Source organism: Actinomadura sp. WAC 06369, from assembly GCF_003947565.1.
Classification (GTDB): domain Bacteria; phylum Actinomycetota; class Actinomycetes; order Streptosporangiales; family Streptosporangiaceae; genus Spirillospora; species Spirillospora rifamycini.
The window spans coordinates 1-25,591 of sequence record NZ_QHJN01000013.1 but is presented as its reverse complement, the minus strand read 5'-3'; the positions used below and the strand labels follow the sequence as shown (position 1 = coordinate 25,591).

21 protein-coding genes, 1 tRNA gene and 1 pseudogene are annotated in these 25,591 nt (G+C 73.3%); 16 read left to right on the top strand and 7 right to left on the bottom strand.

The genetic code is table 11. The annotated features are described in order from the left end of the window. The first annotated feature begins 74 nt into the window (after positions 1-74). Positions 75-440 (top strand): MerR family transcriptional regulator, encoded by a 366-nt coding sequence (locus DMH08_RS05775; RefSeq protein ID WP_026404727.1) that lies wholly within the window; start codon positions 75-77, stop codon positions 438-440. 47 nt (positions 441-487) lie between these two features. Continuing rightward, positions 488-1,510 (top strand): zinc-binding dehydrogenase, encoded by a 1,023-nt coding sequence (locus DMH08_RS05770; RefSeq protein ID WP_125612181.1) that lies wholly within the window; start codon positions 488-490, stop codon positions 1,508-1,510. Here DMH08_RS05770 and argG read toward each other — a convergent pair. Next, positions 1,507-2,952 (bottom strand): argininosuccinate synthase, encoded by a 1,446-nt coding sequence (gene argG, locus DMH08_RS05765; protein ID WP_026404725.1) that lies wholly within the window; start codon positions 2,950-2,952, stop codon positions 1,507-1,509. The two genes, DMH08_RS05770 and argG, sit on opposite strands and share 4 nt — an antisense overlap. Before the next feature lie 95 nt (positions 2,953-3,047). On the opposite strand from argG, the gene DMH08_RS40880 reads away from it, so the two are divergent. The 3 genes from DMH08_RS40880 to DMH08_RS05750 are packed head-to-tail and all read left to right on the top strand — an operon-like array spanning position 3,048 to position 5,937. Beyond that, positions 3,048-4,496 carry a serine/threonine-protein kinase gene (locus tag DMH08_RS40880; protein ID WP_199747636.1) on the top strand — a complete coding sequence of 483 codons (1,449 nt, stop codon included), beginning with the start codon at positions 3,048-3,050 and terminating at the stop codon, positions 4,494-4,496. Next, positions 4,493-5,581: a serine/threonine-protein kinase gene (locus tag DMH08_RS40875; RefSeq protein WP_199747635.1), complete on the top strand. Its 1,089-nt coding sequence runs from the start codon at positions 4,493-4,495 to the stop codon at positions 5,579-5,581. The genes DMH08_RS40880 and DMH08_RS40875 overlap by 4 nt, the downstream gene beginning before the upstream one ends. Beyond that, positions 5,578-5,937: a hypothetical protein gene (locus DMH08_RS05750; protein WP_125612179.1), complete on the top strand. Its 360-nt coding sequence runs from the start codon at positions 5,578-5,580 to the stop codon at positions 5,935-5,937. Before DMH08_RS40875 ends, DMH08_RS05750 begins: the two co-directional genes overlap by 4 nt. A gap of 9 nt (positions 5,938-5,946) precedes the next feature. Here DMH08_RS05750 and DMH08_RS05745 read toward each other — a convergent pair whose 3' ends face one another. Together DMH08_RS05745 and DMH08_RS05740 are read right to left on the bottom strand one after the other, a co-directional pair. Next, positions 5,947-6,582 (bottom strand): hypothetical protein, encoded by a 636-nt coding sequence (locus DMH08_RS05745; protein ID WP_125612177.1) that lies wholly within the window; start codon positions 6,580-6,582, stop codon positions 5,947-5,949. Between the two features lie 67 nt (positions 6,583-6,649). Further along, positions 6,650-8,095, bottom strand: a complete 1,446-nt coding sequence (locus DMH08_RS05740) for an MFS transporter (RefSeq protein ID WP_125612175.1) — start codon at positions 8,093-8,095, stop codon at positions 6,650-6,652. A gap of 96 nt (positions 8,096-8,191) precedes the next feature. Between DMH08_RS05740 and DMH08_RS05735 the strand changes: the two genes are divergently transcribed. From DMH08_RS05735 to DMH08_RS42590, 3 genes and pseudogenes are all read left to right on the top strand, one after another. Then, positions 8,192-8,800: a TetR/AcrR family transcriptional regulator gene (locus tag DMH08_RS05735; protein ID WP_026404721.1), complete on the top strand. Its 609-nt coding sequence runs from the start codon at positions 8,192-8,194 to the stop codon at positions 8,798-8,800. Between the two features lie 52 nt (positions 8,801-8,852). Further along, positions 8,853-9,503 (top strand): annotated as a pseudogene (locus DMH08_RS41455) (peptidoglycan recognition protein family protein); the annotation flags it as partial. 156 nt (positions 9,504-9,659) lie between these two features. Beyond that, a complete protein-coding gene (locus DMH08_RS42590) occupies positions 9,660-12,548 on the top strand; it encodes a DUF4132 domain-containing protein (protein ID WP_325052909.1) in 2,889 nt (962 codons plus the stop codon). Positions 12,549-12,743: 195 nt separating this feature from the next. On the opposite strand, the gene DMH08_RS05725 is transcribed toward DMH08_RS42590, so the two are convergent. After that, positions 12,744-12,826: transfer RNA gene (locus DMH08_RS05725), tRNA-Leu, on the bottom strand. 128 nt (positions 12,827-12,954) lie between these two features. Here DMH08_RS05725 and DMH08_RS05720 point away from each other — a divergent pair. Genes DMH08_RS05720 through pknB form a run of 7 tightly spaced genes read left to right on the top strand, consistent with a single transcriptional unit; the run spans position 12,955 to position 22,448 of the window. Beyond that, positions 12,955-13,707, top strand: coding sequence for an FhaA domain-containing protein (locus DMH08_RS05720; RefSeq protein ID WP_026404719.1), 753 nt, complete (start codon positions 12,955-12,957; stop codon positions 13,705-13,707). Positions 13,708-13,718: 11 nt separating this feature from the next. Further along, complete coding sequence (locus DMH08_RS05715; protein ID WP_026404718.1) at positions 13,719-14,228, top strand: FHA domain-containing protein FhaB/FipA; 510 nt, start codon at positions 13,719-13,721, stop codon at positions 14,226-14,228. Further along, positions 14,225-15,835 carry a Stp1/IreP family PP2C-type Ser/Thr phosphatase gene (locus DMH08_RS05710; protein WP_125612171.1) on the top strand — a complete coding sequence of 537 codons (1,611 nt, stop codon included), beginning with the start codon at positions 14,225-14,227 and terminating at the stop codon, positions 15,833-15,835. The genes DMH08_RS05715 and DMH08_RS05710 overlap by 4 nt, the downstream gene beginning before the upstream one ends. Further along, a complete protein-coding gene (locus tag DMH08_RS05705; protein WP_026404716.1) occupies positions 15,832-17,418 on the top strand; it encodes an FtsW/RodA/SpoVE family cell cycle protein in 1,587 nt (528 codons plus the stop codon). Before DMH08_RS05710 ends, DMH08_RS05705 begins: the two co-directional genes overlap by 4 nt. 10 nt (positions 17,419-17,428) lie before the next feature. Continuing rightward, positions 17,429-18,901 (top strand): penicillin-binding transpeptidase domain-containing protein, encoded by a 1,473-nt coding sequence (locus DMH08_RS05700; RefSeq protein ID WP_125612169.1) that lies wholly within the window; start codon positions 17,429-17,431, stop codon positions 18,899-18,901. Continuing rightward, complete coding sequence (locus DMH08_RS05695; protein ID WP_125612167.1) at positions 18,898-20,595, top strand: serine/threonine-protein kinase; 1,698 nt, start codon at positions 18,898-18,900, stop codon at positions 20,593-20,595. Before DMH08_RS05700 ends, DMH08_RS05695 begins: the two co-directional genes overlap by 4 nt. A 29-nt stretch (positions 20,596-20,624) precedes the next feature. After that, complete coding sequence (gene pknB, locus DMH08_RS05690; protein WP_026404713.1) at positions 20,625-22,448, top strand: Stk1 family PASTA domain-containing Ser/Thr kinase; 1,824 nt, start codon at positions 20,625-20,627, stop codon at positions 22,446-22,448. A gap of 57 nt (positions 22,449-22,505) precedes the next feature. On the opposite strand, the gene DMH08_RS05685 is transcribed toward pknB, so the two are convergent. Together DMH08_RS05685 and DMH08_RS05680 are read right to left on the bottom strand one after the other, a co-directional pair. Next, positions 22,506-23,024: a pyridoxamine 5'-phosphate oxidase family protein gene (locus DMH08_RS05685; protein WP_026404712.1), complete on the bottom strand. Its 519-nt coding sequence runs from the start codon at positions 23,022-23,024 to the stop codon at positions 22,506-22,508. Positions 23,025-23,073: 49 nt separating this feature from the next. Continuing rightward, the gene (locus DMH08_RS05680) at positions 23,074-23,955 is read right to left on the bottom strand and encodes an NmrA family NAD(P)-binding protein (RefSeq protein ID WP_125612165.1); all 882 of its coding nucleotides are present in this window, start codon (positions 23,953-23,955) and stop codon (positions 23,074-23,076) included. A 76-nt stretch (positions 23,956-24,031) separates the two neighbouring features. On the opposite strand from DMH08_RS05680, the gene DMH08_RS05675 reads away from it, so the two are divergent. Next, entirely contained in the window at positions 24,032-24,598 is a 567-nt protein-coding gene (locus tag DMH08_RS05675) for a TetR/AcrR family transcriptional regulator (protein WP_125612163.1), read from the top strand. Here DMH08_RS05675 and DMH08_RS05670 read toward each other — a convergent pair. Further along, on the bottom strand, positions 24,599-25,591 hold a 993-nt coding region (locus tag DMH08_RS05670), incomplete at its 5' end, for an MFS transporter (protein WP_125612161.1). It lies immediately after the preceding gene.

Below are 25,591 nucleotides of genomic sequence, written 5' to 3'. Positions count from 1 at the left end.
TGAGCAGGTTTTCACATCGCCGCGGCACGCTCGGTGCTGGAAGATCTCGGTGATCTCGGACGTTGCCTTCAGATGTGAAGATCGGCGAAGCCGCCCGGGTCAGCGGTGTGAGTGCACGATCCTTGCGGCACTACGAGGATGAGGGCCTGATCGTCCCGGGCCGCTTCGGCAACGGGTTCCGCGACTACTGCCAGTCCACGATCGACCGGGTGCTCGTCATCCGCTCCTTGCTGGAGTCCGGGCTGCCGGTGCGGTTGATCAGGGAAATCCTGCCTGGCCTCACCGACGGAACCGATGCCGGGACCGAGGCGGTGTGCGCGGAGTTTCTGCACGAGGTGCAGAGCTATCGCGATCGGCTCGCTGCACGCATCGCCATTCTCAACGATCAGCAGACGGCCCTGGACGCCTACCTTCGGGAGGCCCGCCGCACCGATCGCTGAGAACTGCTTGACCTTGACGCAAGTGTCAGGTTCCTACGTTCTGGTGCATGGAGACCAACAAGCCGCGGCGGACCGCTGACCAGACGATACGAGCACTGATCCAGCACTCGCACCGGGGACCGAAGGACCTGGCCGTCGCCACTGGTCACCGTCGTCCCACCCCGGGGCCCGGCGACTACCTGATCCGCGTCGGCGCCGCCGGGGTCAACTTCGCCGATGTCATGCAGACCCATGGAACGTACGCCGGAGGGCCGCGGGCACCCTACGTGGCGGGCTTCGAGGCCGCCGGCGAGATCGTGGGGATCGGCGCGGACGTCGAGAGTCCACTGCCGCTCGGCACCCACGTCATCGGAACCGGTCCGGGCTCCTTCGCGCAGTACATGACGATGCCGGCCGCCGGTGTCCTGCCCGTGCCGACCGGCTGGAGCGACGCCGAAGCGCTCGGAATGGTGCTGAACTGGACCACCGCGCTGGCGGCGCTCAAGCCGCTGGGTGGGATCGAGACCGGCGATGCGGTGCTCGTCCATGCCGCGGCCGGAGGCGTGGGACAGGCCGCGGTCCGCCTCGCCCGCCACTACGGCGCCCGCGTGATCGCCACGGCCTCCCCGGCCAAGCACGCCGCCGTCGAAGCGCTCGGTGCCGACGAGGTCCTGGACGGCCGCCATCCCGGACTGGTCGCCGAGATCACCCGGCTGACCGGCGGGGCCGGGGTCGACCTGGTCCTGGAATCGGTGGGCAAGGCCACGTTCGCCGCCAGCCTGGCGGTCGCCAAACCCTTCACCGGCCGCATCGTCGTCTTCGGCGCCGCCTCGGGCGATGCCGCCGTCACCACGCACGACCTGGTCTTCACCCACCATGCGGCGATCAAGGGCCTGCACATCGGTGCGCTCGCGAGAGAGGCCCCGTCCGTCTACCGGTCGCTGCTCACCGAGATCGAGGCGCTCGTCGCCGACGGTGTCTACCCGCCGGGCACTCCTCAGGTTCACCCCTTGGTCGAAGGGCCGAAGGTGCTACGGCAACTCGAAGCCGGCACTACCCGCGGCAAGCACGCCCTCGATCCCTGGCGCTAGTCGGTGCCGGACTCCATCGCGGCGCGGTCGAGCAGTTCCTCGCCGTCGACCTCGCCGCGGGAGGCGATCGCCTCGGCGCCGCCCGCGGGCATCGCGCCGATCAGCCCGGTCGAGGCCGCCTGCGCGGCGCCGACGAGCGTCGGCTGCGAGCTGCCGACGATGCCGATCCCGGCGTACTGCTCCAGCCGGGCGCGGGAGTCGGCGATGTCCAGGTTGCGCATGGTGAGCTGGCCGATGCGGTCGACGGGGCCGAACGCCGAGTCCTCGGTACGTTCCATCGACAGCTTGTCCGGGTGGTAGCTGAACGCCGGGCCGGACGTGTCGAGGATCGAGTAGTCCTCGCCGCGCCGCAGCCGCAGCGTCACCTCGCCGGTGACCGCGGTGCCGACCCAGCGCTGCAGCGACTCGCGCAGCATGAGCGCCTGCGGGTCGAGCCAGCGGCCCTCGTACATGAGCCGGCCGAGGCGGCGGCCCTCGTTGTGGTACGCGGCGAGCGTGTCCTCGTTGTGGATCGCGTTGACGAGCCGCTCGTAGGCCGCGTGCAGCAGCGCCATCCCGGGCGCCTCGTAGATGCCGCGGCTCTTGGCCTCGATGACCCGGTTCTCGATCTGGTCCGACATGCCCATGCCGTGCCGGCCGCCGATCGCGTTGGCCTCCAGCACGAGGTCCACCGGGGAGGCGAACTCCTTGCCGTTGATCGTGACCGGACGGCCGAGCTCGAAGCCGACCGTGACGTCCTCGGCCGCGATCTCGACCGCGGGGTCCCAGAACCGGACGCCCATGATCGGGTCGACGATCTCGATGCCCGCGTCGAGGTGCTCGAGCGCCTTCGCCTCGTGCGTCGCGCCCCAGATGTTGGCGTCCGTCGAGTACGCCTTCTCGGTGCTGTCCCGGTAGGGCAGGTCGCGCGCCTGGAGCCACTCCGACATCTCCGTGCGGCCCCCGAGCTCGCTCACGAAGTCGGCGTCCAGCCACGGCTTGTAGATGCGCAGCGCGGGGTTCGCGAGCAGCCCGTACCGGTAGAACCGCTCGATGTCGTTGCCCTTGAAGGTGGACCCGTCGCCCCAGATCTGGACGTCGTCCTCGAGCATCGCGCGCACCAGCAGCGTCCCCGTGACGGCGCGGCCGAGCGGGGTCGTGTTGAAGTACGCGCGCCCGCCGGAGCGGATGTGGAAGGCGCCGCAGGCGAGCGCGGCGAGGCCCTCCTCGACGAGCGCGGCGCGGCAGTCGACCAGCCGCGCGACCTCCGCGCCGTAGTCGGACGCCCGTCCCGGCACGGACCCGATGTCGGGTTCGTCGTACTGGCCGATGTCGGCGGTGTAGGTGCACGGCACGGCACCCTTCTCGCGCATCCACGCGACCGCGACCGAGGTGTCGAGGCCGCCGGAGAAGGCGATTCCGACACGTTCGCCGACAGGCAGAGAGGTGAGCACCTTGGACATGAGCACAAGTATGCACGACACTGCATGAACATGCAAAACCGGGTCGGCCGCGAACACCGTTTACAGCGGACGGGCGGGCGGGGATCATGCGGTCCATGACCGTGGTCGCGGGGCGGTACCGGCTCGTGCGCGAGCTCGGCCGCGGCGGCATGGGCCGGGTCTGGGAGGCCGACGACACGCTGCTGCGCAGGCGCGTCGCCGTCAAGGAGGTCCTTCTCCCCGCCGGCCTCGACGCCCGCGAGCGCGGCCGGCTGTGCCGCCGGGCCGTCCGGGAGGCCCGCGCCGCCGGGAGGCTCGACCACCCGTCGATCATCACCGTCCACGACGTGTTCCTCGAGGACGACCGGCCCTGGATCGTCATGGAGGCGGTGGCGGGCCGGTCGCTGCGGGAGGCGCTGCCGGTCCCGCCGCGCGAGGCCGCGCGGATCGGCGCGGCCGTCCTCGACGCGCTGCTGGCGGCCCACCGCGCGGGCGTCCTGCACCGGGACGTGACGCCCGGCAACGTGCTCCTCGGCGACGACGGGCGCGTCGTGCTGACCGACTTCGGGATCGCCGACCTCGACGGGGACCCGGCGCTCACCCGCACCGGGACCGTCGTCGGCTCGCCCGGCTACATCGCCCCCGAACGGCTGGACGGCCGCGGCGCCGACGGGCGCTCCGACCTGTTCTCGCTCGGCGCGACCCTGTACACGGCGGTCGAGGGCCGGTCCGCGTTCGGCCGTCCGTCGGACGCCGCCACGGTCGCGGCCACCCTCACCGAGCCGCCGCCGCGCCCGCGCCGCGCGGGCCCGCTGCGGCCGCTGCTCGCCGGGCTGCTGCGCAAGGACCCGGCCGCCCGGCCGGACGCCGAGCGGGCCGCGGCGGCGCTGCGCGCGGTCGCCGCCGGCCGGAAGCGGCGCCCGGGGCGCGGCGCCCCCGTCCTGGAGGTGTCGTGGCTGGCGGCCGTCGCCGTGCCCGCGGCGGTCTTCCTGCTGCCCGCGTACGTCACCGGGCCGCGCGGCGAGGCGCGCTACCCGCCCGGCTTCCGGCCGTGCCCGATGCAGGCCGGGGCGCTGCGCTTCGCGGCGGCCCAGCCCGCCCTCGACAACGAGGACCTGCGCGAATGCGACGGCGGCGACGTCGTCCTGCGCTGGTTCGAGGGCTACGTCGGCGCCTACGGCCGCCCGGTCGGGCCGCGGCACGCGTCCGTCCGGGAGGCGCACCGGTGGCTGCGCTTCCTGAGCGTCCACAACGTCGAGGAGGACGAGCGCTACCCGTTCGACATCACGGAGGCCGACGCGGACCGGCCGTCCCTCGTCACCGACCGGTACCGCGCCCGCCGCCCCCGCCCCCTCGGCGGCCTCGCCGACGACGCGTTCGTCCGCGAGGTGCGCGCGGCCGGCACGGGCGGGGCGGACGAGGTGGACGAGGCGGAGGTCATCATGCGGGACGCCAACCTGGTGGTCGGCGTCCTGCACCGGGGCGGGGCCGGGGCGCCGGACGCCCGGCGCGCGGCCGAGGACGCCGCCCGCGCGGTGCTCGCCGAGCTGCGGAGGCGGCGATGACGCTGCTGCGCGGCCGCTACCGGCTCACCGCCGAACTCGGCCGGGGCGGCATGGGCGCGGTCTGGCGGGCCCGCGACGAGACGATGCGCCGCGACGTCGCGGTGAAGGAGCTGCTGCTGCCGGACGGCGCGGACGACGCCCGGCGCCGCCGGCTCGTCGAGCGCGCGGTGCGCGAGGCGCGCGCGGCGGCGCGGCTGCGGCACCCCGGGATCGTCCGCGTCCACGACGTCCTGACCGAGGACGGCCGACCGTGGATCGTGATGGAGCTGCTGTCCGGCCGGGCCCTCGACCGGGAGATCCGCGACCGCGGCCCGCTGCCGCCCGAGCGCGTCCGGGAGGTGTCCCTGGCGGTCCTGCGGGCCCTCCGCGCCGCCCACGCACAGGGCGTGGTGCACCGCGACGTCAAGCCCGCGAACGTGTTCCTGTGCGATGACGGACGGGTCGTGCTGGCCGACTTCGGTATCGCCGGCACGGACGACGCGGAGCGGCTGACCCGCACCGGCCTGCCCATCGGCACGCCCGGCTACGTCGCGCCCGAGCGCATGCGCGGGCACGGCCGCGCCGCGCCCGCCTCCGACCTGTTCTCCCTCGGCGTCACCCTGTACGCCGCGCTGACCGGCCGGGCGCCGTTCCGGCGGGAGAGCGCGATGGCCTCGTTCGGCGCCGTCCTCACCGACCGGCCGGACCCGCCGCCCGGCCCGCCCGGGCTCGCCGGCGTCGTCATGGGGCTGCTGGAGAAGGACCCGGCCCGGCGGCTCCGCGCGGACCGGGCCGAGGAGCTGCTCGCCTCCCCGGACGTCCTGGACGCCGCCGAGCGCGAGCCGCCGCGCTGGCACCGGCCCGCCGCGCTCGGCATCGCGGCGCTGTGCGTGGCGCTGCCGCTCAGCCAGGTGCGCGGCTGCGGGACGGGCCCGGAGGCGGTGCCGCCGAGCGCGCCCCGCCCGACCCCGGCGGCGTCCGCCCCGGTGCCGTCCGTCCCGCCCGCGCCCGCGGCGCCCTCCCGGTGGCCCGGGCCGGTGTTCTCGTTCACCCCGCCGGTCCCCACGTTCAGCCTGCCGCCGTGCCTCATCGAGGGGACGTGTTGAGCCCGGTCCGCGCCCTGCTCGCCCTCGCCGCCGCGCTCGGCGCCATGCTCGCCGTGACCGCCCTGGTCTGGGGTGCGCCCGGCGACCACGCCCTGACGCTGCCCGCCCTGATGCGGGCGCTCGGGCTCACCGCGGTGACCGCGCTGGTGCTGGCCCGGCTCGTCCGGCGCGACCGGCGGGTCTGGTGGGCGACCGCCCTCGCCGCGCTCGGCACGGCGGCGCTCGTCTTCGTCAAGTTCGCCGTCACCGGCACCCCGGTCGGCTGGGTGCCCGCGGGGTGCGTGCTCGCCGCCGCGGCCGTCCTGCTCCGGCGCGCCGTCCGGGCGCCGCGCCGCCCCCGCGACTGGACGCGCTGAGCGGACGGCTCAGTCCGCGCGTCCCTCGACATGCTCGTGCAGGAGGCGCTTCCACTGCGACGGCAGGATGCCCGAGAACAGCACGGCGCCGTACGCCGACACCGGGCAGGACCGGTCCTCGCCGAGGACCTCCCACGACGCGACCTCCTCGCCCGTCCGGGCCTCGTAGAGGCGCACCTCGTACCGCTTCTCCATGAGGCTGACGTAACCGGCCGGTTCCGGGGGCGAGCCGCTGGGGTCGAGCGGGTACCGTTCGGCGTACCGGGGGCACTCGACCCTGCCCTCGGTCCCGCCCTCGACGAGCTCGGCGCACGCGACGAGCTGCACCTGGTCGGCGCGCCGGGGATCCCACGACGCGGGCGGCTTGTCCGGGTCCTGCTCGCCGCCGCTCCCCGGACTCGGCGCGCCGAAGATCTTGACCGGGTGCGGGCCCGGGCCCGCGTAGGGGGCCGCCCGGGTGAACGCCGTGCCCTCGCACACCGCGAACCAGTCCCGGCCGGCGTCCGCCGGGAGCCAGTCGACCTCGTTCGGCCCGCTCGCGATCCGGTACGCCACCGTGCCGGCGAGGACCACCGCGAACACCGCGAGCAGGGCGCGGTGGCGGCGCCCGAAGTGGGCCGCTTCCCTGGCGAACGCGCCCCGCACGCGGCGATCGTATGTTCCGCGCGGGCCCCGCACCACGGAGCGGCCGCTCGTGGCCACCCCGCCGCGGTCAGCCGGCGGATCCCCGCGCGGGCCCGCGGGCGCGTCCGAGGAAGGCCGCGGCCAGGAGCGACCCGGCGACCACCAGGGCGGCGTTGACGCCGATCGCGACCCGCACCCCCGACAGCACCGCGTCCGCCCCGGCGCCCCCGGCCATCGCGGCCGCCGCGACCGCGCCCATCACCGGGGTGCCCATGGTGATGCCGATCTGCTGGCTCATCGTGGCGATGCCGGTGGCCCGCCCCTGCTCGGCGTCCGGCAGCCCGGACGTCGCCGTCACCATGAAAGCGACGATCACCAGCATGTTGCCGACCCCGCCGACGAACGTGCCGGCGAGCAGCAGCCAGATCCAGCCGCCGGACGCGCCCAGCGCGACGAGCGCCAGCGTCGCCGCCGCCTGCACGAGCCCGCCGCCCGCGATGGTCGCGCGGGCGCCGAACCGTCCGACCGCCCGGCCGCCGAGCGTCCCGCCCAGCACGGTGCCGAGCCCCAGCACCCCGAACGCCAGGCCGGTGGCCAGCGGCGAGTAGTCCAGGACCTTCTGCAGGTAGAGGGTGAGGAGGAAGACCAGCGACGTCTCGGTGACGAACGCGACCAGCCCCGCGACGTTGCCCCACACGACGCTGCGGCGCTTCAGCAGGCTCGTCGGGACGAGCGGTTCGGCCGCGCGGCGCTCGACGAACCAGAACGCGGCGAGCAGCAGGGCCCCGGCGGCCAGCGCGAGCGGCGTCGCCGGAGCCGTCCAGCCGTGCTCGCCGGCGCGGGTGAGGCCGAACACCACCAGCAGCAGCCCGCCCGTGACGGTCACGGCGCCCGGCACGTCCAGCCGGGGCCGCGCGCCGGGCCGGTCCTCGCCGATCACCCGCGGCGCCAGCGCGACGACCAGGGCCGCGACCGGCACGTTGATCAGGAACGCCCAGCGCCACGACAGCAGGCTCGTCAGCAGGCCGCCCAAGATCGCGCCCGCGGTGAACCCGGCCGACATCAGCGCCCCGTTGAGGCCCAGCGCCCGCTCGCGCAGCGGCCCCTCCCGGAACGCGGTCGTCAGCAGCGCGAGCCCGGCCGGGGTGACCGCGGCGGTCGCCAGCCCTTGCAGCACCCGGGCGGCCAGCAGGACCTCCGGGCCGGTCGCCAGCCCGCCCAGCAGCGAGGCCGCGCCGAGCACGGCCATGCCGCCGACGAACAGCCGCTTGCGTCCCACGAGGTCGGCCACCCGGCCGAACAGCAGCGTGAACCCGGCGGCGGCGAGCGCGAACGTGGTGGCGATCCACGGGAGGTTCGCGAGCGAGAACCCGAGGCCCGCGCCGACCTCGGGCAGCGCGACGTTCAGGATCGAGAAGTCCACGGCGACCATGAACTGGGCGCCGAGCAGGAGTGTGAGCAGCAGCCGTTCCCGGCCGGTCATCCGCGACCGGGACGGGACGTCCTCCGGTGCGGCCGTGGCGAACGCGGTCATGAGCAATCCCCTTCACAAGCTAACGGGTCTGGAGTCCCGTTAAGATGAGGGTGACCGTAACACGGGCATCGCCACTAATGAAACTGGAGTTCCGTTATGACCGATGGGAGTCCCGGCACCGTCCGCCCCGGCGGGCGCACCGCCCGCATCCGCGCCGCCGTCCTCCGCGCCGCCGAGGACGCGCTGATCGAATGCGGTTTCGCGGGCGTGGACCTCGCCGACATCGCCCGCCGCGCCGACGTCGGCAAGACGACCGTCTACCGCCGCTGGGGCACCCCGCAGAACCTGGTCGCCGACCTCCTCGCCGACATGGCCGAGCAGTCCGTCCCGCGCACCGAGACCGGCGCCCTCGCGGACGACCTGCGCGCCAACGCCCGGCTCGTCGCGGGCACCCTCACCGACCCCCGCCAGGGCGCGCTGTTCAAGGCGGTGATCGCCGCCGCGACCCACGACGAGCGCACCGCCGAGGCCCTGCACCGCTTCTACGCCGCCCGCATCGCCGAATGGGCCCCGGTCGTCGAGCAGGCCGCCGCGCGCGGCGAGGTCCCCGCGGGCACCGACGCCGCCGAGGTCGTCCGCGCCGTCTCCGCCCCGCTGTACTACCGCTTCCTCGTCACCGGCGACCCGCTCGACGACGCCGTCGCCGACCGGAGCGCGGACGCCGCCGCCCGCGCCGCCGCCGCCGGCGCCTACGCGCACCCGTGAAACGGAGGGCGTTTCCCGTTATCGTCCGACGTGATCACACCGGAGGGAAACCATGTCCTCGCACCACCTCACCCGCCGCCGCCTCATCGGCGGCACCGCGGCGGCGATGGGCGGCGCACTGCTCGGCCCGCTCCCGTCCGCGTCGGCTCGGACCGCCCCCCGCCTCTACACCCGCGCCGACTGGCGGGCCCGCGCTCCCAAGACCGCCGCGACCGTCCTCGACCGCGCCCCCGACCGCATCGTCGTCCACCACACCGCCACGCCGAACTCCGCGGACCACTCGCTGGAGCACGCGTTCGCGCTGTCCCGGTCCATCCAGGACTTCCACATGGACTCCAACGGCTGGGACGACACCGGCCAGCAGCTCACCATCGGCCGCGGCGGCCACCTCATGGAGGGCCGCAACCGCAGCCTCGACGCGATCCGGGCCCGCAAGCACGTGATGGGCGCCCACACCCTCGGCCACAACGAGCACACGATCGGCATCGAGAACGAGGGCACCTACATGACCGCCGAGCCCACCGACGCCCTGTGGGCCCGGCTCGTCGAGACGTGCGCGTGGCTGTGCGACGTCTACGGACTCGACCCGCACACCGCGATCGTCGGCCACCGCGACTTCAACGCGACCGCCTGCCCCGGCGACGTCCTGTACGCGCTGCTCCCGAAGCTCCGCACCCAGGTCGCCGCCCTGCTGACCCACGCGACGGGCGGGACTTCCCACCTGGCCGGGGGAACGATCGCGAAGCCGCTGGCGGACGCCTGGGTGAGCGAGCACGGGCCGGCCTTCGCCGCCTGCGCGTTCGCCGAGCTCAGCGGGCTTCACTGGGGCGACCACGGGATCGCCTCCATCGATGACCGGATGGAGGTCGGCAGTCGCACGGTCGGGTCGACCGGGCTGCCGCAGACCGGTGCGCGGCTGCGCGGCCTGCTGGCGGTCGCCTCCGACGAGGAGTACCGGGAGGCGGTGGAGCGTCTGGCGGAGCATCGCCGTGCCCCGACGAAGCGGGTGGCGGTCTCCTTCATGGTGCCCGACCGGCACGACTGGGTGGAGGACTGCTTCGCGGCGACCCGGCATTACGACGGCGGCTGGGGCTTCTGGAGGATGCTCTTCGCGTCGCTGGGGTCGTCCCGGCACGTCGATATGGCCGTGGGGGCGATCCAGGCGGACAGGAGCCTGCTGTGGTCCTGGGACCGGTCGGTCGTGATCACCATGGTGGACGGGGCCGGGGACGCCATCACGCCGCTGTTCCTCGAGGCGCTCGACCTCGACCCCGGCAAGGACACCGTCCGCAAGAGCGTCCCGGAGATGCTGGCGGTCCTGCCGGGCGAGGCGGCGTTCCAGGGTCTGGTGGAGCGTGCCGACCTGGTGGACCATACCGGACGCAAGATCGTTCTGCCCGCGCTGCTCGACGCGGTGCGGCGCTTCCCCGTCCGAGCGCTGCGCCTGCTGGCACCGGCCGCGTCCGGTTCGCCGCAGCTCGGCAGGCTGCTCGCCGAGCACGTCGAGGCCAACCGCGACCTGGCGGCCGAGGCCCTGCCCGGCCTGGCGCCCGAGGTACGCGCGGTCATCGACGGGCTGCTCGACGGCGACGACAGGCTGCCGGACGCCCCGGCGGACGCGCTGCCGCCGCTCCTGGTCGACCCGCCGTGGGCGCGCACCACCAAGCCGGACGTGGTGCCGAGGCTCACCCCGGCCGGGCCCGCGATGCGCTGGGCGCCCGGCGAGCGGGACCGCTGGGCGCAGCCCCAGTCGGATCACAAGCCGGAAGGGTGGAGCTGGGACGAGCTCGCCGACGATGCGATCGCCAAGGGGTACATCTTGTACTCCCCGTTGCAAGCCGTGGTCATCCACTGCTCCGAGGACAAGGTCCGGTCGCTGCCGGCCATGCGGGAGCCGAAGGGACGTGCCGCGATCAGCTGTGTACGGCAGTTGGCGGCGCGGTTCGGGCTTGAGGCGCTGCCCACCGCGATGGCGGCGACCAAGTTCGATCCGGTCGAGTACGCCGATGTGCTGATGCCGTTCCTGGACGTCGGCGCGGCGCGGTTGATGGCCGGGTACCTGCCCCGGCCGAGCGAGGAGCGGCGGGAGGCGGCGCTGGCCTGGTTCGACCGGCATGGCCTGGATGCGGTGCCGCTGCTGGTCCCGGATGCGGTGGGTCGTCCCGGCGCGCGGCGGGGGGACGCCGAGGAAGCGCTGCGGCTGCTGGCCCGCAAGTACCCGGTCGAAGAGATCGCCGATGCGGCGGCGCGGGCACACGGTGACGAGGCCGCGCGTGCCGTCGAGGCGCTGGTGACGGTGGACGGACTGGAGCGGCTGCCGGCCCGCATGCCGTCCGTGGGCACGTGGGCGAGTCCGCACTCGCTGCCGCAGATCCGGTTGCGCGGCAGGCGGGATGCGCTCCCGGCCGACGCGGCGGGCCACGTGCTGACGATGCTGGCCATGTCCGCACCCGGGGCGGTCTACGCGGGCGTGGACGTGGTCCGGGAGCTGTGCGATCCGGGGTCGCTGGCCGAGTTCGGGTGGGCGCTGTTCCAGTTGTGGGAGCAGAGCGGGGCACCCGCCAAGGACAACTGGGCGCTGGCGCAGCTCGCCTGGCTCGGCGACGACGAGACGGTCCGCAGGCTCACCCCGGTCATCCGCGCCTGGCCGGGCCGGAACGGTCACCACAAGGCCGTGGCCGGGCTGGAGATCCTGGCGGGGATCGGCACGGACGTCGCGCTGATGCACCTGCACGGCATCGCGCAGAAGGTGAAGTTCGAGGCTCTCCGGGACCACGCCCGAGACAAGATCAGGAAGGTCGCGGACGGGCTGGGGCTCACCTCCGAGCAACTGGCCGACCGGCTCGTCCCCGACTTCGGCCTGGACGCCTCCGGCGGGCTCGTCCTGGACTACGGGCGGCGCCGCTTCCACGTCGGCTTCGACGAGAACCTCCGGCCGCTGGTGCGGGACGAGGACGGCGCCGCCCGCAAGGCCCTCCCCAAACCGGGCGCCAAGGACGACCCCGAGATGGCGCCCGCCGCCTACAAGCGGTTCGCCGCCCTGAAGAAGGACGTGCGGATGGTGGCCGCCGACCAGATCCACCGCCTGGAGAGGTCGATGCTCACGCGGCGCCGCTGGCCGGTCGGCGACTTCCGGCGCCTGCTCGTCGAGCACCCCCTGATCGGCCACATCGTGCGGCGGCTGGTCTGGGTCGCCGAGGACGGGGGCAAGGCCGCCGCGTTCCGCGTCGCCGAGGACGGCACGTTCGCCGACGCCGCCGACGACGTCCTGACCGTCCCGGATTCCGCCGCCATCGGCATCCCGCACCCCGTCGACCTGGACGGGTCACTGGAGGCGTGGTCGGCGCTCTTCTCCGAGTACGAGATCCTGCAACCGTTCCCGCAGCTGGAGCGCACCGTCCACACCCTGACCGACGCCGAGCGCGCCGCACGCCGCCTGGAGCGCTTCCAGGGCAGGACGTTCGCCACGCGCACGCTGGACCGGCTCGGCTGGCATCGCACCGCTCCCATGGACGCGGGACTCCAGCACGCCTTCTATCGAGCGGTCCCGGGCGGCCGTTCCCTCAACATCAGCCTGAACCCCCCGATCGCCATCGACGAATTCGACGCGTTCACGAAGGAGATCTGGCTGGACGACCACACGCCGAACGACTCCAGGGCGATTCCGTACGTCGAGCACCCCTTCGGCGACCTCGACCCGGCCACCGCATCGGAGGTGCTCGCCGAACTGACCGCCGCGATGTCCTGACCCGAACGCCCCAACGCGATCCCCGACCCCCGCACCCGGCGCGATCTCCGATTCCCGCACCCAACGAGTGCCGGGGGGCGTGGGGGGCGAAGCCCCCCACATCGGGGGTCCGGGGGTCGCCCCCCGGGTAAAATGACGAGAAGCAGTGGGGAAGAGGGCCGAAGGCCCTCAACCACACTGCTTCCAGTCTTCGAGTGGGCGAGGAGGGATTTGAACCCTCACATCCTCTCGGACACACGGACCTGAACCGTGCGCGTCTGCCGTTCCGCCACTCGCCCGCGAGTGTCGTCCCGTCTCCGGGTGCTCGAAAAGGCTAGCACGTACGGAGCAGTGGTCCGGCAACTCGATACTTCGAACGAACCTTTGCACCGATACGATCGTCTACCAGTGGGGAAGGGAGGTGCCCGTGGGCGTCATTCAGCGCTTCGAGCGACGGCTCGAGGGCATGGTCGAAGGGGCCTTCGCCCGTGCCTTCAAGTCTGAGCTGCAGCCGGTCGAGGTGGCCAGTGCTGTGCAGCGCGAGATGGACGATCGGGCGGCGATCGTGGCACAGGGCCGCACGCTGGTTCCGAACGACTTCGTCGTCGATATCTCTCAGCAGGACGGGCAGCGGCTGCAGGTCTACGCGGACAGTCTGAGCCAGGAGCTGGCGAACCTGGCCCGGGAGTACGCGAAGGAGCAGGGGTACTCCTTCGTGGGTCCGGTGCGCGTCCGGTTCGAGAACACTGACGATCTGGCCACGGGCATGTTCCGGATCAGGTCGGGCGTGATCAGGGGCTCGACCGTCGAGGGCGGGGAGATCCGCCCTTCGGCGAGCAATATGCCGCAGAGCGGCGGCGGGGCCTTCGGCGGGCACCCGCGGCTGCTGGTGACGACGGCGGTGGAGGGGGCCGACGCCACCCAGCGGACGTACGAGATCAACACGCCCGTGACCCTGCTCGGCCGTGGCACCGACTGCGATCTGCGCCTTGTCGATCCGGGCGTATCACGGCACCATGCCGAGATCCGCGTAGAAGGTCCCGAAATCGTGCTCGTGGATCTAGGGTCGACCAACGGCTCTTTCGTGAACGGCCAGCCGATCCGGCGGGTGACGCTGGTCGACGGGTCCCGGGTCACGATGGGCCGGACCACACTCGTGTTCCGCCGCGATAGGGAGTAACCCCGACTCCGATGTCCCCATTCACCCTCACGCTGATCAAGCTGGCGTTCCTCGCGGTGCTCTGGCTCTTCGTCATCGCGGCCGTCGGTGTGATCAGGGCCGACCTGTTCGGCTCGAAGGCCGCGACACGCGCGGCCTCGCGCGCGTCGGCGCCGCGACCGCAGAAGGCGGCGGCGCGCCCGCCGCGCGCACCGCAGCCGCCGCCGGCGCCCGGCGGCGCCCAGCAGGGCGCGCCGACGAAGCTCGTCGTCGTGCAGGGCGAACGGGCGGGCACCGTCATCGACCTCACCGGGGTGCCCATCACCATCGGCCGGGCGAATGACTCCACACTGGTCGTGACCGACGACTACGCTTCGAGCCGACATGCACGGATTTACGCCCAGGACGGTCAGTGGATCGTGGAAGATCTCGGTTCGACCAATGGGACTTACCTCGGACGCACGAAGGTGAGCCGGCCCATGCCGGTGCCGCCGGGCGTTCCGGTCCGTATCGGCAAGACCGTGATCGAGCTGCGCAAATGACTCTGGGAATCCGCTACGCCGCGCGCTCCGACGTCGGCATGCTGCGCGAGGGCAACGAGGACTCGGCGTACGCGGGCGCGCACCTGCTCGCCGTGGCCGACGGGATGGGCGGGCACGTCGGCGGGGAGATCGCCAGCGCCGCGGCCATCGAGGCGCTGCGCCGACTCGACAAGGACCTGCCGGCGAACGAGCTGCTGGCGGCGCTCGAGCACACGGTCAAAGCCGCGAACGACAACCTGCACCGGATCGTGGAATCCGATCCCGCGCTGCAGGGCATGGGCACGACGCTGACGGCGATGCTGTGGGCGGGCGACCAGGTGGCGCTCGTCCACATCGGCGACTCGCGGGCCTACCTGCTGCGCGACGGCAGCCTGTTCCAGATCACGCACGACCACACGCTCGTCCAGTCCCTGGTGGACGAGGGGCGCATCAGCCCGGACGAGGCCGCGTCGCACCCGCAGCGGTCGCTGCTGCTGCGCGCGCTGGACGGGCGCGGCGAGGTCGACCCGGACCTGTCGCTGCGCGAGGCGCAGGTCGGCGACCGGTACCTGCTGTGCTCGGACGGCCTGTCGGGCGTCGTGACCGCGGAGACCATCTTCCAGGTCCTGACGGACGTGGACGAGCCGGAGCAGGCCGTCCGGCAACTCATCGACCTCGCGAACCGGGGCGGCGGCCCGGACAACATCACGTGCGTGGTGGCGGACGTCGTCGACCTGGACCGGCAGCCCCCGACGGGCGGGCCCGGGCAGGCGGTCGGGGCGGCGGCGACCGCGTCGCCGCCGGAGCCGCCCGGCGGCCCGGGGACGACGATGCCGGCGGGGCCCGCGGACACGCCCGCGGGGCGGGCCGCGCAGCTCCGCGACACGCGGCCGCAGCCGCCGGTGGCGGTGGACGAGATGCCGCCGCCGATGGCGGCGGCCGAGCCGGCCGGCGAGCCCCTGCCCGACCACAGGCCCGACCAGATGCCGCCCCCGGGCGGGATGCCGCAGCCCGCTCCGGCGAAGGAGCGGAAGGGCGGCGGCGTCCGCAAGTGGGCGTGGCTGCTGGTGGTCGCGGGCGTCGTGGTCCTCGGGATCGGCGCCGGCGGCTTCGTGCTGCTGCAGAACGTGAAGAGCGGCTACTACATCGGCGCCGAGAACGGACGGGTCGTCCTGTTCCGGGGCACGCCGCAGGACGTGCCGGGGCTCGACCTGTCGCGCAAGGCCGCCGCGAAAGAGCAGCCGAACCCGCCGATCCTGCTGGAGGACCTGCCGCAGGCGCAGCGCCAGCAGGTGGAGGAGACCTACACCGTGGAGGGCCCGGCGGCCCTGGAGAAGCTCCAGCAGAGCGTCTGCAAGTACGTGGTGACCGCGGAGAAGGGCAACGTCGTCATCGTGAAGGGCGCCGGCCAGCAGAACTGCGAGCAGACGAAGATCACCGGCAGTGAGATCCGGGTGAGCGAGCTCCCCATGGAGGACGCCGCGGCGGTGACCGAGAACAAGCTGGTGTTCGCCGGCCGGCAGGAGGCGCAGGCGAAGCTCCAGGAGCTGGGCGACAACCGGGACGCCTGCAAGGCGGGCGACTCGAACATCGAGGGCTGTCCGTCCGATGGGGGGACGCCCAGGTGAGTTCGCTCGGGGAGCAGATCAGGGCGCGGCTGCCGTACCAGCGGCGGAACGCCGCGTCCCTGGTGCTGCTCGTCTTCGCGATGGTCCTGACGCTGTCGGCGTTCGCGGAGGTCGGCCTCGCGCGGGACGGCAGCATCCCGGCGGGGCTGTTCGGGTACGGCGGCGGGCTCGCGGTGCTGGCGGTCGCGGCGTACTTCGTGCAGATGAAGTTCGCGCCGTACGCCGACCCGCTGCTGCTGCCGCTGGCGGTGGCGCTGAACGGCCTCGGCCTCGCGATGATCTACCGGCTCGACCTGGAGACCAGCGCCGACTGGAAGGCCGCGGCGCGGGCCGGCGGCGAGGTGCTGAAGGACGAGGCCGACGCGCCCGGCCAGCTGATGTGGACGTTCGTCGGGATCGCGATGTTCGTCGCGGCGATCCTCATCATGCGGGACACGCAGAAGTCGGACGCCCCGCTGTCGTTCACGCCGAAGACGGCGCAGCGCTACACGTACCTGATCGGCCTCGGCGCGATCATCCTGCTGCTTCTGCCGATCATGCCGGGCCTGGGCATGGAGCTCAACGGCGCCCGGGTGTGGATCAAGGTCGGGCCGATGTCGGTCCAGCCGGGCGAGTTCGCGAAGCTGATGCTGGTGGCGTTCTTCGCGGGCTACCTGGTGAACAAGCGGCAGGCGATGTCGCTGATCGGCAAGAAGATCGGCCCGTTCAGCCTGCCCCGCGCCCGCGACCTCGGGCCGGTCATGGTGATCTGGTTCTTCTGCCTGGGCGTCCTGTTCCTGCAGAAGGACCTCGGCACCGCGCTGCTGTACTTCGGCCTGTTCGTGTCGATGCTGTACATCGCGACGCAGCGGTTCTCGTGGATCGTGATCGGTGTCGGGCTGCTGGTGGTCGGCGTGTTCGTCGCGATGCAGCTGCCGTTCATGGGCCACGTCGACCAGCGCATCAGCATCTGGCAGAACCCGCAGCCGTACTTCGACGGCGGCTGCATGCTGGACAGCGGCGAGGTCGTCCCGGTCAACCCGAACACCGAGATCTACCAGAAGTTCAAGACCGAGGGCGCCGTCTCGCCGGGCTTCGCCGCCTGCGGCGAGCTGGGCGGCGCCTACGCCGACAGCCGGCAGCTGATGATGGGCCTGTTCGCGCTCGGCGAGGGCGGCGTGCTCGGCACGGGCCTCGGCCAGGGCGAGCCGTGGCGGACGCCGCTGTCGTTCAGCGACTTCATCATCGACTCGCTCGGCGAGGAGCTGGGCCTGACGGGGCTGATGGCGATCCTGCTCATCTACGGGTTGATCGTGCAGCGCGGCATGAAGACGGCCGTCGCGGCGCGGGACCCGTACCTGAAGATGTTCGCGGGCGGCGTGTCGTTCGTCCTCGCGCTCCAGGTGTTCGTCATCGTCGGGGGTGTCACGAAGCTGATCCCGCTGACGGGTCTGACGACGCCGTTCCTGTCGCAGGGCGGTTCGTCGCTGATGGCGAACTGGATCCTGATCGCGATCCTGGTACGGATGAGCCATGACGCCCGCAAGCCCGCCCCGCAGGCGATCCAGGACGAGGGCATGACCCAGATCGTGAGCACGAGGTGATCCGCCTCCCATGAACATGGACAAGCCGATCCGGCGCGTGGCGATCTTCGCGTTGCTGCTGATCTTCGGCCTGATGGCGCAGGTCAACTACATGCAGGGCAGCCAGGCCGAGGATCTGCGCACCGACGCGAACAACCCGCGCCTGTACTCCGACATCTTCAAGACGCCGCGCGGGCAGATCAGCGCGGGCGGCGAGGTGCTGGTGTCGTCCAAGGAGATCGACGAGGAGGAGTACGGCCGCGTCTACAAGGACGGGGCCATCTTCGCGCCGGTCACCGGCTACTTCCGCGGCGGCGCCACGGGGGTGGAGAACGCGTACTCGGCGCTGCTGTCCGGCGACGACAGCAGGATCACGAACCAGCGCTGGTTCGACACGTTCATCGGCAAGGAGGCCGAGGGCGCCGACCTGGAGCTGTCGATCGACCCGCGGGCGCAGCGCACCGCCTACGAGCAGCTGAAGCGGGCGACGGCGCCGGGCCGCCGCGGCGGCGCGGTCGTCATGGACGTGGAGACGGGCGCGATCAAGGTGGCGGCGTCGTTCCCGTCGTTCGACCCGAACGAGGTGGCGAACGACCCGCGCTCGGACGAGGGCGCGAAGCGGCTGGAGCAGCTCGCGAAGGGCGAGGGCGTCCAGCGGCCGCTGGTCGACAACGCGATCAGCCAGACGTTCCCGCCCGGTTCGTCGTTCAAGGTCCTGATGGCGGCGCTGGGCCTGGCGGACGGGATGGACAGGAACACCCCCGTCGACACGAGCGACCTGATCCTGCCGGAGTCGAACATCCCGCTGCCGGACTCCCACGAGCACGGCGCCTGCGGCGGCCGCGCGCCGCTGCGGGCCGCGTTCGTCGAGTCCTGCAACAGCTCGTTCGGCCGGATGGCGATGGAGCTCACCATCCAGAAGCTGCACGACGGCAGCGAGAAGTTCGGGTTCGGCGACCGGGTCGAGGTCGAGCCGAACTTCTTCGCCGCCGAGAGCTCGGTCCCGGTGGAGGTCACCGACGCCGAGGGCAACGTCATCAAGACCGGGCAGGACGCGACGGCCCGCTCCGGCATCGGGCAGGAGAACGTGCGGTCCACGCCGCTGCAGATGGCGATGGTCGCGGCCGCGGTCGCCAACGACGGCGTCATCATGAAGCCGTACCTGGTGGAGAAGGGCCGCGCGCAGGACCAGAGCGAGGTCTACAGCGCCGACCCGCAGGAGTACAAGAAGCCGATGTCGAAGGACGACGCGAAGGAGCTGCAGGACTGGATGCGCGGCGTCGTCACCGAGGGCACCGCGACGAACCTGCAGGGCCGCAACATCGCCGGTAAGACCGGTACCGCCGAGCAGACCCCCTTCCCCAACGCCCGCTGGTTCGTCGGGTTCAGCCCCATGGAGGACCCGAAGTACGCGTTCGCCGTCATGACCGAGGGCGCCGGCTCCGGCGGCACCGCCGCCGGGCCGATCGCCGCGCAGATCATGGCGCAGGTGCTGAAGCAGTGAGCGCGGGCCTCGTCCTGAACGACCGGTACCGGCTGCTGGAGCGGCTGGCGACCGGCGGGATGGGCGAGGTCTGGCGCGCCCGGGACGAGCAGCTCGGCCGGGACGTCGCGGTGAAGCTGCTGCGCGTCGAGCTGGACGACGACGCGCGGGCCCGGTGGCGGTTCGAGGCCGAGGGGCGGTTCGCCGCGGCGCTGCGGCACGACGGGATCGCGCAGGCGTTCGACTTCGGCCACCAGCACGGCCGCACGTACCTGGTGATGGAGCTGGTGCAGGGCGAGCCGCTCGACGAGATCCTCGCCCGGGACGGCGGGCTCCCGCTGGAGGCCGTCCTCGACCTGCTGGTGCAGGCGGGACGGGCGCTCGCGGCGGCGCACGACGCGGACATCGTGCACCGCGACGTGAAGCCGGCGAACCTGATGGTCTCCCCGCGCGGGGAGCTGAAGCTGACCGACTTCGGGATCGCGCGGCGGCTCGCGGAGGCGTCGCAGACGCAGACCGGCATGGTCATGGGCACCGCGCACTACATCTCGCCGGAGCAGGCGTCGGCGGGCGAGCTGACCCCGGCCGCCGACCTGTACTCGCTGGGCGTGGTGGCGTACGAGTGCCTGGTGGGGGCGCCGCCGTTCGACGGCGCCACGCCGGTCGAGGTCGCGCTGAAGCACGTCCGGGACGCGCCCCGGCCGCTGCCCGCGCGCGTCCCGGAGCCGGCGCGCGCGCTCATCATGGAGATGCTGGCGAAGCACCCGGAGGAGCGGCCGCCGAGCGCGACGGCGGTCGCGGACCGGGCGCTGCGGATCCGGGCGTCGCTCAGCACCGGGCGGACCCTCCGCACCGACCTGCCCGGAATGCCGGGCGCCCCCGCGACGCCCGGGACGACCGGGGCGACCGGGGCGACCAGGACGGCGGGGGCGGCCGGCGCTCCCCGCCCCGACGGCGCCACCAGCGTGTTCGGCACGGCCCCGGCCGCCCGGACGTCCGCCGCGTCCGCCGCGTCCGCGGCGCCCGGGAACCGCGGGACGCCCGAGACCCCCGTGGCGTCCGGCGGGCGCAGGGCGTCCCGGACGGGCGGGAAGCGGCGCGGCTCCCGCGCGCGCGGACCGGCCCGTGCGCGGCGCGGAGGCCCCGCACGCGGGCGCCCGACCGCGACCCCGAAGCGCCATACGGCACCTATGTCGGGATTTGACCCTCGCGGTGGTCCAGATAACCTCTCCGACGGGACAGTGCCCGGGCAGCGTCGCACGGCACTGGCGTTCAGCTCGATCGCCGCCGTGCTCCTCGTCGGCGCCGTCGTGCTCGGCACGTTCTGGATCGGCCGCGGCGCCGACTCCGCCGGGGACGGGCGCTCCCCGTCCGAGACGTCGACGTTCGTCCCGGCCGGCGAGGACGAGGTCGAACCGTCCGCCGTCCCGACGCCGACGACCCCCCAGCCGACGACCGAGGACCGCAGACCCGTGCCCACTGTCACGAACCGACACGAGACGCATAGGATCCGTCCGACGACGCCTGCGCCGTCCCGGTCGACCCCGGGCGCGGGCGGCGCGTCACCGACCAGCAAGCCGACCACCACGACGCCCGGTGCGACTCCCACCGACACCGAGCCGACACCGTCGCCGACGGACGTCACCACGAGTCCGTCAACTCCGACCCCAGATCCCTCCGCCACCCAGAGCGGCGGGCTAGGTTCGGGGAACTAAGGTGTAGACGTACGAGGGAAAGTGCACATATGAGTCAACCTCGGCTGCTCGGCGGCCGCTACGAACTCGATTCGGTGATCGGGCGTGGCGGTATGGCCGAGGTCTACCGTGCCCGGGACCTGCGTCTCGACCGCACCGTCGCCGTGAAGACCCTCCGGTCCGACCTGGCGCGCGACCCCACGTTCCAGGCCCGGTTCCGGCGCGAGGCGCAGTCCGCCGCGTCCCTGAACCACCCCTCGGTCATCGCCGTGTACGACACGGGCGAGGACGTCATCGGCGACACCCCGATCCCGTACATCGTCATGGAGTACGTGGACGGAAGCACCCTGCGCGACCTCCTGCGGGAGAACACGGCGCTCGTGCCGGAGAAGGCCCTCGAAGTGACCGACGGGATCCTTCGCGCGCTGGACTACAGCCACCGCGGCGGGATCGTGCACCGCGACATCAAGCCGGCCAACGTGATGCTGACCCGCAGCCACGAGGTCAAGGTCATGGACTTCGGCATCGCCCGCGCGATGGCCGACTCCGCGGCCACCATGACGCAGACCGCCCAGGTGATCGGCACCGCCCAGTACCTGTCGCCCGAGCAGGCCCGCGGCGAGCGCGTCGACACCCGCAGCGACATCTACTCCACCGGCTGCGTGCTGTACGAGCTGCTGACCGGACGGCCGCCGTTCACCGGCGACTCCCCGGTCGCGATCGCCTACCAGCACGTGCGGGAGGAGCCCGTCCCGCCGTCCCAGATCGACCCGCAGATCCCGCAGTGGGCCGACGCGATCGTTCTGAAGGCGATGGCGAAGGAGGCGGACAACCGGTACCAGAACGCGACGGAGTTCCGGCAGGAGCTCCAGCGGGTCCTGCAGGGTCAGCCCGTCGCGTCGACGGCGGCGTCCACCATGATGATGGGGGCGCAGCCGCCGCAGGGCACCCAGGTGATGGGCGCCTACCCGCCCGGTCCGCCGCACACCCAGATGCAGCGGCCGGTGGACGACGGGTACGGCGACCCGTACCTCCCGCCCGTCCACTACGACGACGACCGGGGCGAGCGGGGCGGCACCGGCAAGAAGGTCGCCCTGTGGGCGGCGCTCGCCGTCGTGTTCATCGGCGGCGCGGCCCTCATCGGCTGGTTCATGAGCGGTGGCGGCGAGGAGGAGCCGGTCCAGGTCGCGGTGCCGCAGAGCATCGTCGGGATGTCCGCCGAGGACGCCCAGGCCGCTCTCACCAAGGCGAACCTGAAGGTCGGCGAGACGACCAAGGAGTTCAGCGACGACGTCGACAAGGGCGCCGTCATGGCGACGGACCCGAAGCCCGGCACGCAGGTCGAGGAGGGCTCCACGGTCAACCTCGTCATCTCCGACGGCAAGGAGCCGCCGAAGCAGGTCACGATCCCCGACCTGGCCGGGCAGCCGGCGTCGGCGGCGGAGAGCGCGCTCAAGGACCTCCAGCTCGACCCCGAGCGGCGGGTCGCCAACAGCGACGACGTGCCGCGCGGCAACGTCATCCGCACCGACCCGGCCGCCGGCGCGCAGGCGCCGGTGAAGTCGGACGTCACGGTGTACGTGTCGAACGGCCCGAGCACGATCAAGATGCCGGACCTCTTCAACAGCAGCAAGCGCGCCGCCGAGGCCAAGCTCGAGGAGCTGGGGCTGAAGGTCGAGGTCCAGGAGGGCGTGGCGCCGCCGGACAAGCCCGTCTCGGTCGGGTTCGTCTACCAGCAGTCGCCCGGCGCGAACGCGACCGTGGCCCCCGGCGACACGGTCACGATCTTCATCGCGAAGGAGCCGGACCCGACTCCCTCGCAGCCCACCCCGGGCGGCCCGAGCATCCCGGGCTTCCCGCCGGGCCAGGACTGACGCACGGCGACCGGACGCGGCCGCGGGGTTCGCCCCCGCGGCCGCGTCCGCGTCCGGTCACCCTTCGGTGAGCTTGGCGGGGTCGGGCGCGTAGACGGTCATCCAGTGCGGGTGCAGCCGGTAGTAGACGACCTCGTTCTCCCAGTCGAAGGCGTCGTCGCCGTACGTCTCCTTGAAGTACGCCAGGAGGTAGGGCCAGTCCGCCGGGGGCTCCTCGCCCAGCGGGTTGAGGATTTCCACGGTGCCGTGCGTGAACACGCCGAGGTCCTCACCGCGCATGTGCGCCGCGCTGGCCGCCGGACGATCCCGGAGGTGGCGGGCCTTCGCGGCGTCCCGCGCCGTCCCGAAGTGCCACCGGCCGTGCAGGAAATGCCCGTCCACCGCGCTGATCCGCGGTTCGCCCTTCGCGGTCACGGTGGACAGCGCGAGCGTGCACATCCCGGTGAGCACCCGCGTGAGCCGCTCCGCGGACATCGTCCGCTCGGCGACGATTGAGCGGAGGTGCGAGGTGGAGCGGGAGAGCGAGGAGTCGAGCAGTGCCTGCAGCCCGTCGAGTTCTTCTTGCGTTTCGCGCATGCCTTCATGCTTCCCTGGAAACCTGACAGCCTGCGTCAGCCTTTCCGCGCTACACGGGGTCGAGGACGGCCGCGACGGCCTCGGCGCCGCCGCCGTCCAGCCAGGCCGGGAAGTCCAGCAGGGCGGGGCGGCGCCGCCGCAGGTCGGCGATGTCCGCCCGCCAGATGCCGCGCTGGGCGGAGAACGCCTTCACGGCGTCCGGGCCCAGCTCCTTCTCCACGTCCGCGACCTGCTCGTAGGTGATCGCGCGTCCGAGCCGCTCGCCGATCAGCTCCACGGTCTCCGCGGCCGTCAGCTCGTCGCCCGCCAGTTCGAGGGCCCGGCCGGCGTACTCGTCCGGGTCGGCGAACGCGAGGGCGGCGAAGGCGCCGATGTCGGTCACGGCGATGAGCTGCACGGGCACGTCCGGGTCGAACAGGTGGCGCAGGACGCCGCCGGGGGTGATGCCGCCGACCGGCAGCCCGGGGATCGTGTGGTTCTCCATGAACCGTACGGGCCGCAGGACGGTCGCGGGCGTCCCGACCTCGGCGATGTGCTGCTCGATGGCCCACTTGCTCTCCCAGTAGGGGATGCCGGTGCTCCGCTCGGCGCCGCCCACGGATGCGAACACCAGGTGGGACACGCCCGCCTCGGCGGCCGCGTCCACCGCCGCGCGGCCCCGCCGGATCTCGCGCCCGCCGTCCCGGTCGTCCGGCGTGACGACGAACGCGCCGTGCGCGCCCGCCATCGCCGCCGCGAGGCTCGCCGGGTCGTCCAGGTCGCCCCGGACCGGTTCGGCGCCCGCCGCGGCCAGCGCGCGGGCGGCGGCCGAGGCGGGATCGCGCACCAGCACGCGCACCGCCCGGCCGTCGGCCAGCAGGTGCCGCGCGGCGGCACCGCCCTGCCGTCCGGTGGCCCCGATCACCAGCACGGGTCCGAGTGTCGCCGACATGGCACCTCCATAAGATGAGACTGTCTCGAGAAACATATCGAGACAGTCTCGACTTCGCTACCCGTAGGCTTCGACCATGACCGCGCACGCCCCACCGCCCCGCCGCATGCGCGCGGACGCGCGCCGCAACCGCGAACGCCTCCTCGCCGAGGCGCGGGCGGCGTTCGCCGAGCACGGGGCCGACTTCTCCCTGGAGGAGATCGCCCGCCGGGCCGGGGTCGCCAACGGCACCCTCTACGGCCACTTCCCCAACCGCCGGGCGCTCCTGGAGGCGCTCATGGGCGACCGGATGCGGGCCCTCGCCGCCACCGGCGCCGACCAGCTCGCCGCCCCGCCCTTCGAGGGCCTCGCCGCCTGGGCGCGCGCGGCCATGGACCACGCGGCCAGCTACCGGGGGCTCGGCGCGTCCCTCATGGAAGCCGTCGAGGACGAGACGTCCGAGCTGCACGCCGCCTGCAAGGCCGTCCTCGCCGCCGGCGACGAGCTCGTCGCGCGGGCCCGCGCGTCCGGCGCCGTCCGTCCGGACGTCACCGCCGAGGACGTGTTCGCGCTCGTGACGGCGGCGGCCTGGGCGGGCGAGCAGAGCACCCCCGCCCAGGCCGCACGCCTCCTGGACTTCGGCCTCGCGGGCCTCCGCCCCTGATCAGCGCCGGACGAGCGGCACGCTCAGGCACGCCGCGGCCAGCAGCACACCCCCCGCGACGGCCAGCGCCGTCGTGTAGCCGTGCACCACCGCCGCGTCCGGCACGGCGCCCCGGTGCGCGGCGCGGTACGCCGCCCCGGCGCTCGCCGCCAGCGTGTTCAGCAGCGCCGTCCCCAGCGCGGCCCCCAGCTGCTGGGCCGCGTTGTACGCCGCCGACGCGGCCCCGACGTCGTGCCCCCGCATCCCCTCGGTCGCCAGCGCGGCGGTCGGCGTGATGACGCACCCGAGCCCCAGCCCGGTCAGGACCATCGACGGCACCAGGTACCGGACGAAGACGTCCGCGGTGCCCGCCGTCAGGCCCGTCAGCAGGAGCATCCCGGCCGCCGCCGCCAGCAGGCCCGGCACGATCAGCACCCCCGGCGCGACCCGCCCGTGCAGCCTCCCCGCGACCAGCATCGACCCGGCCAGCGCCGCCAGCGCGTTGATGATCAGCGTCAGCCCGGTCTCGACGGGCGAGTAGCCGAGCACGCCTTGCGCGTAGTAGCTCATGAACAGGTAGAACCCGAACACCGCCACGAACATCAGGGTGATCGCCAGGAACGCGCCCGCCCGCACCCGGTGGACGAGCACCCGCATCGGCAGCAGCGGCTCGGGCGCGCGCACCTCGACCGCGACGAACGCCGCCAGCAGCAGCACCCCGCCCGCCAGCGGCGCGAGCACCTCCGACGACCCCCACCCGAACGGCTCGGCCCGGTCGAACGCGTACACCACCGCGGCGAACCCCGCGAGGCTGAGCAGCGCGCCCGCCGCGTCCAGCCGCCCCCGGGCCACCGGACGGTCCGCCGGCACCAGCGCCGCCCCGCACACCGCGAGGACCGCCACGGGCACGTTGACGTACAGGCACCACCGCCAGCCGACGTACTCGGTCAGCAGCCCGCCCGCGATCAGCCCGACCGCCGACCCCGCCGCGCCGACCGCCGCGAACACCCCGAA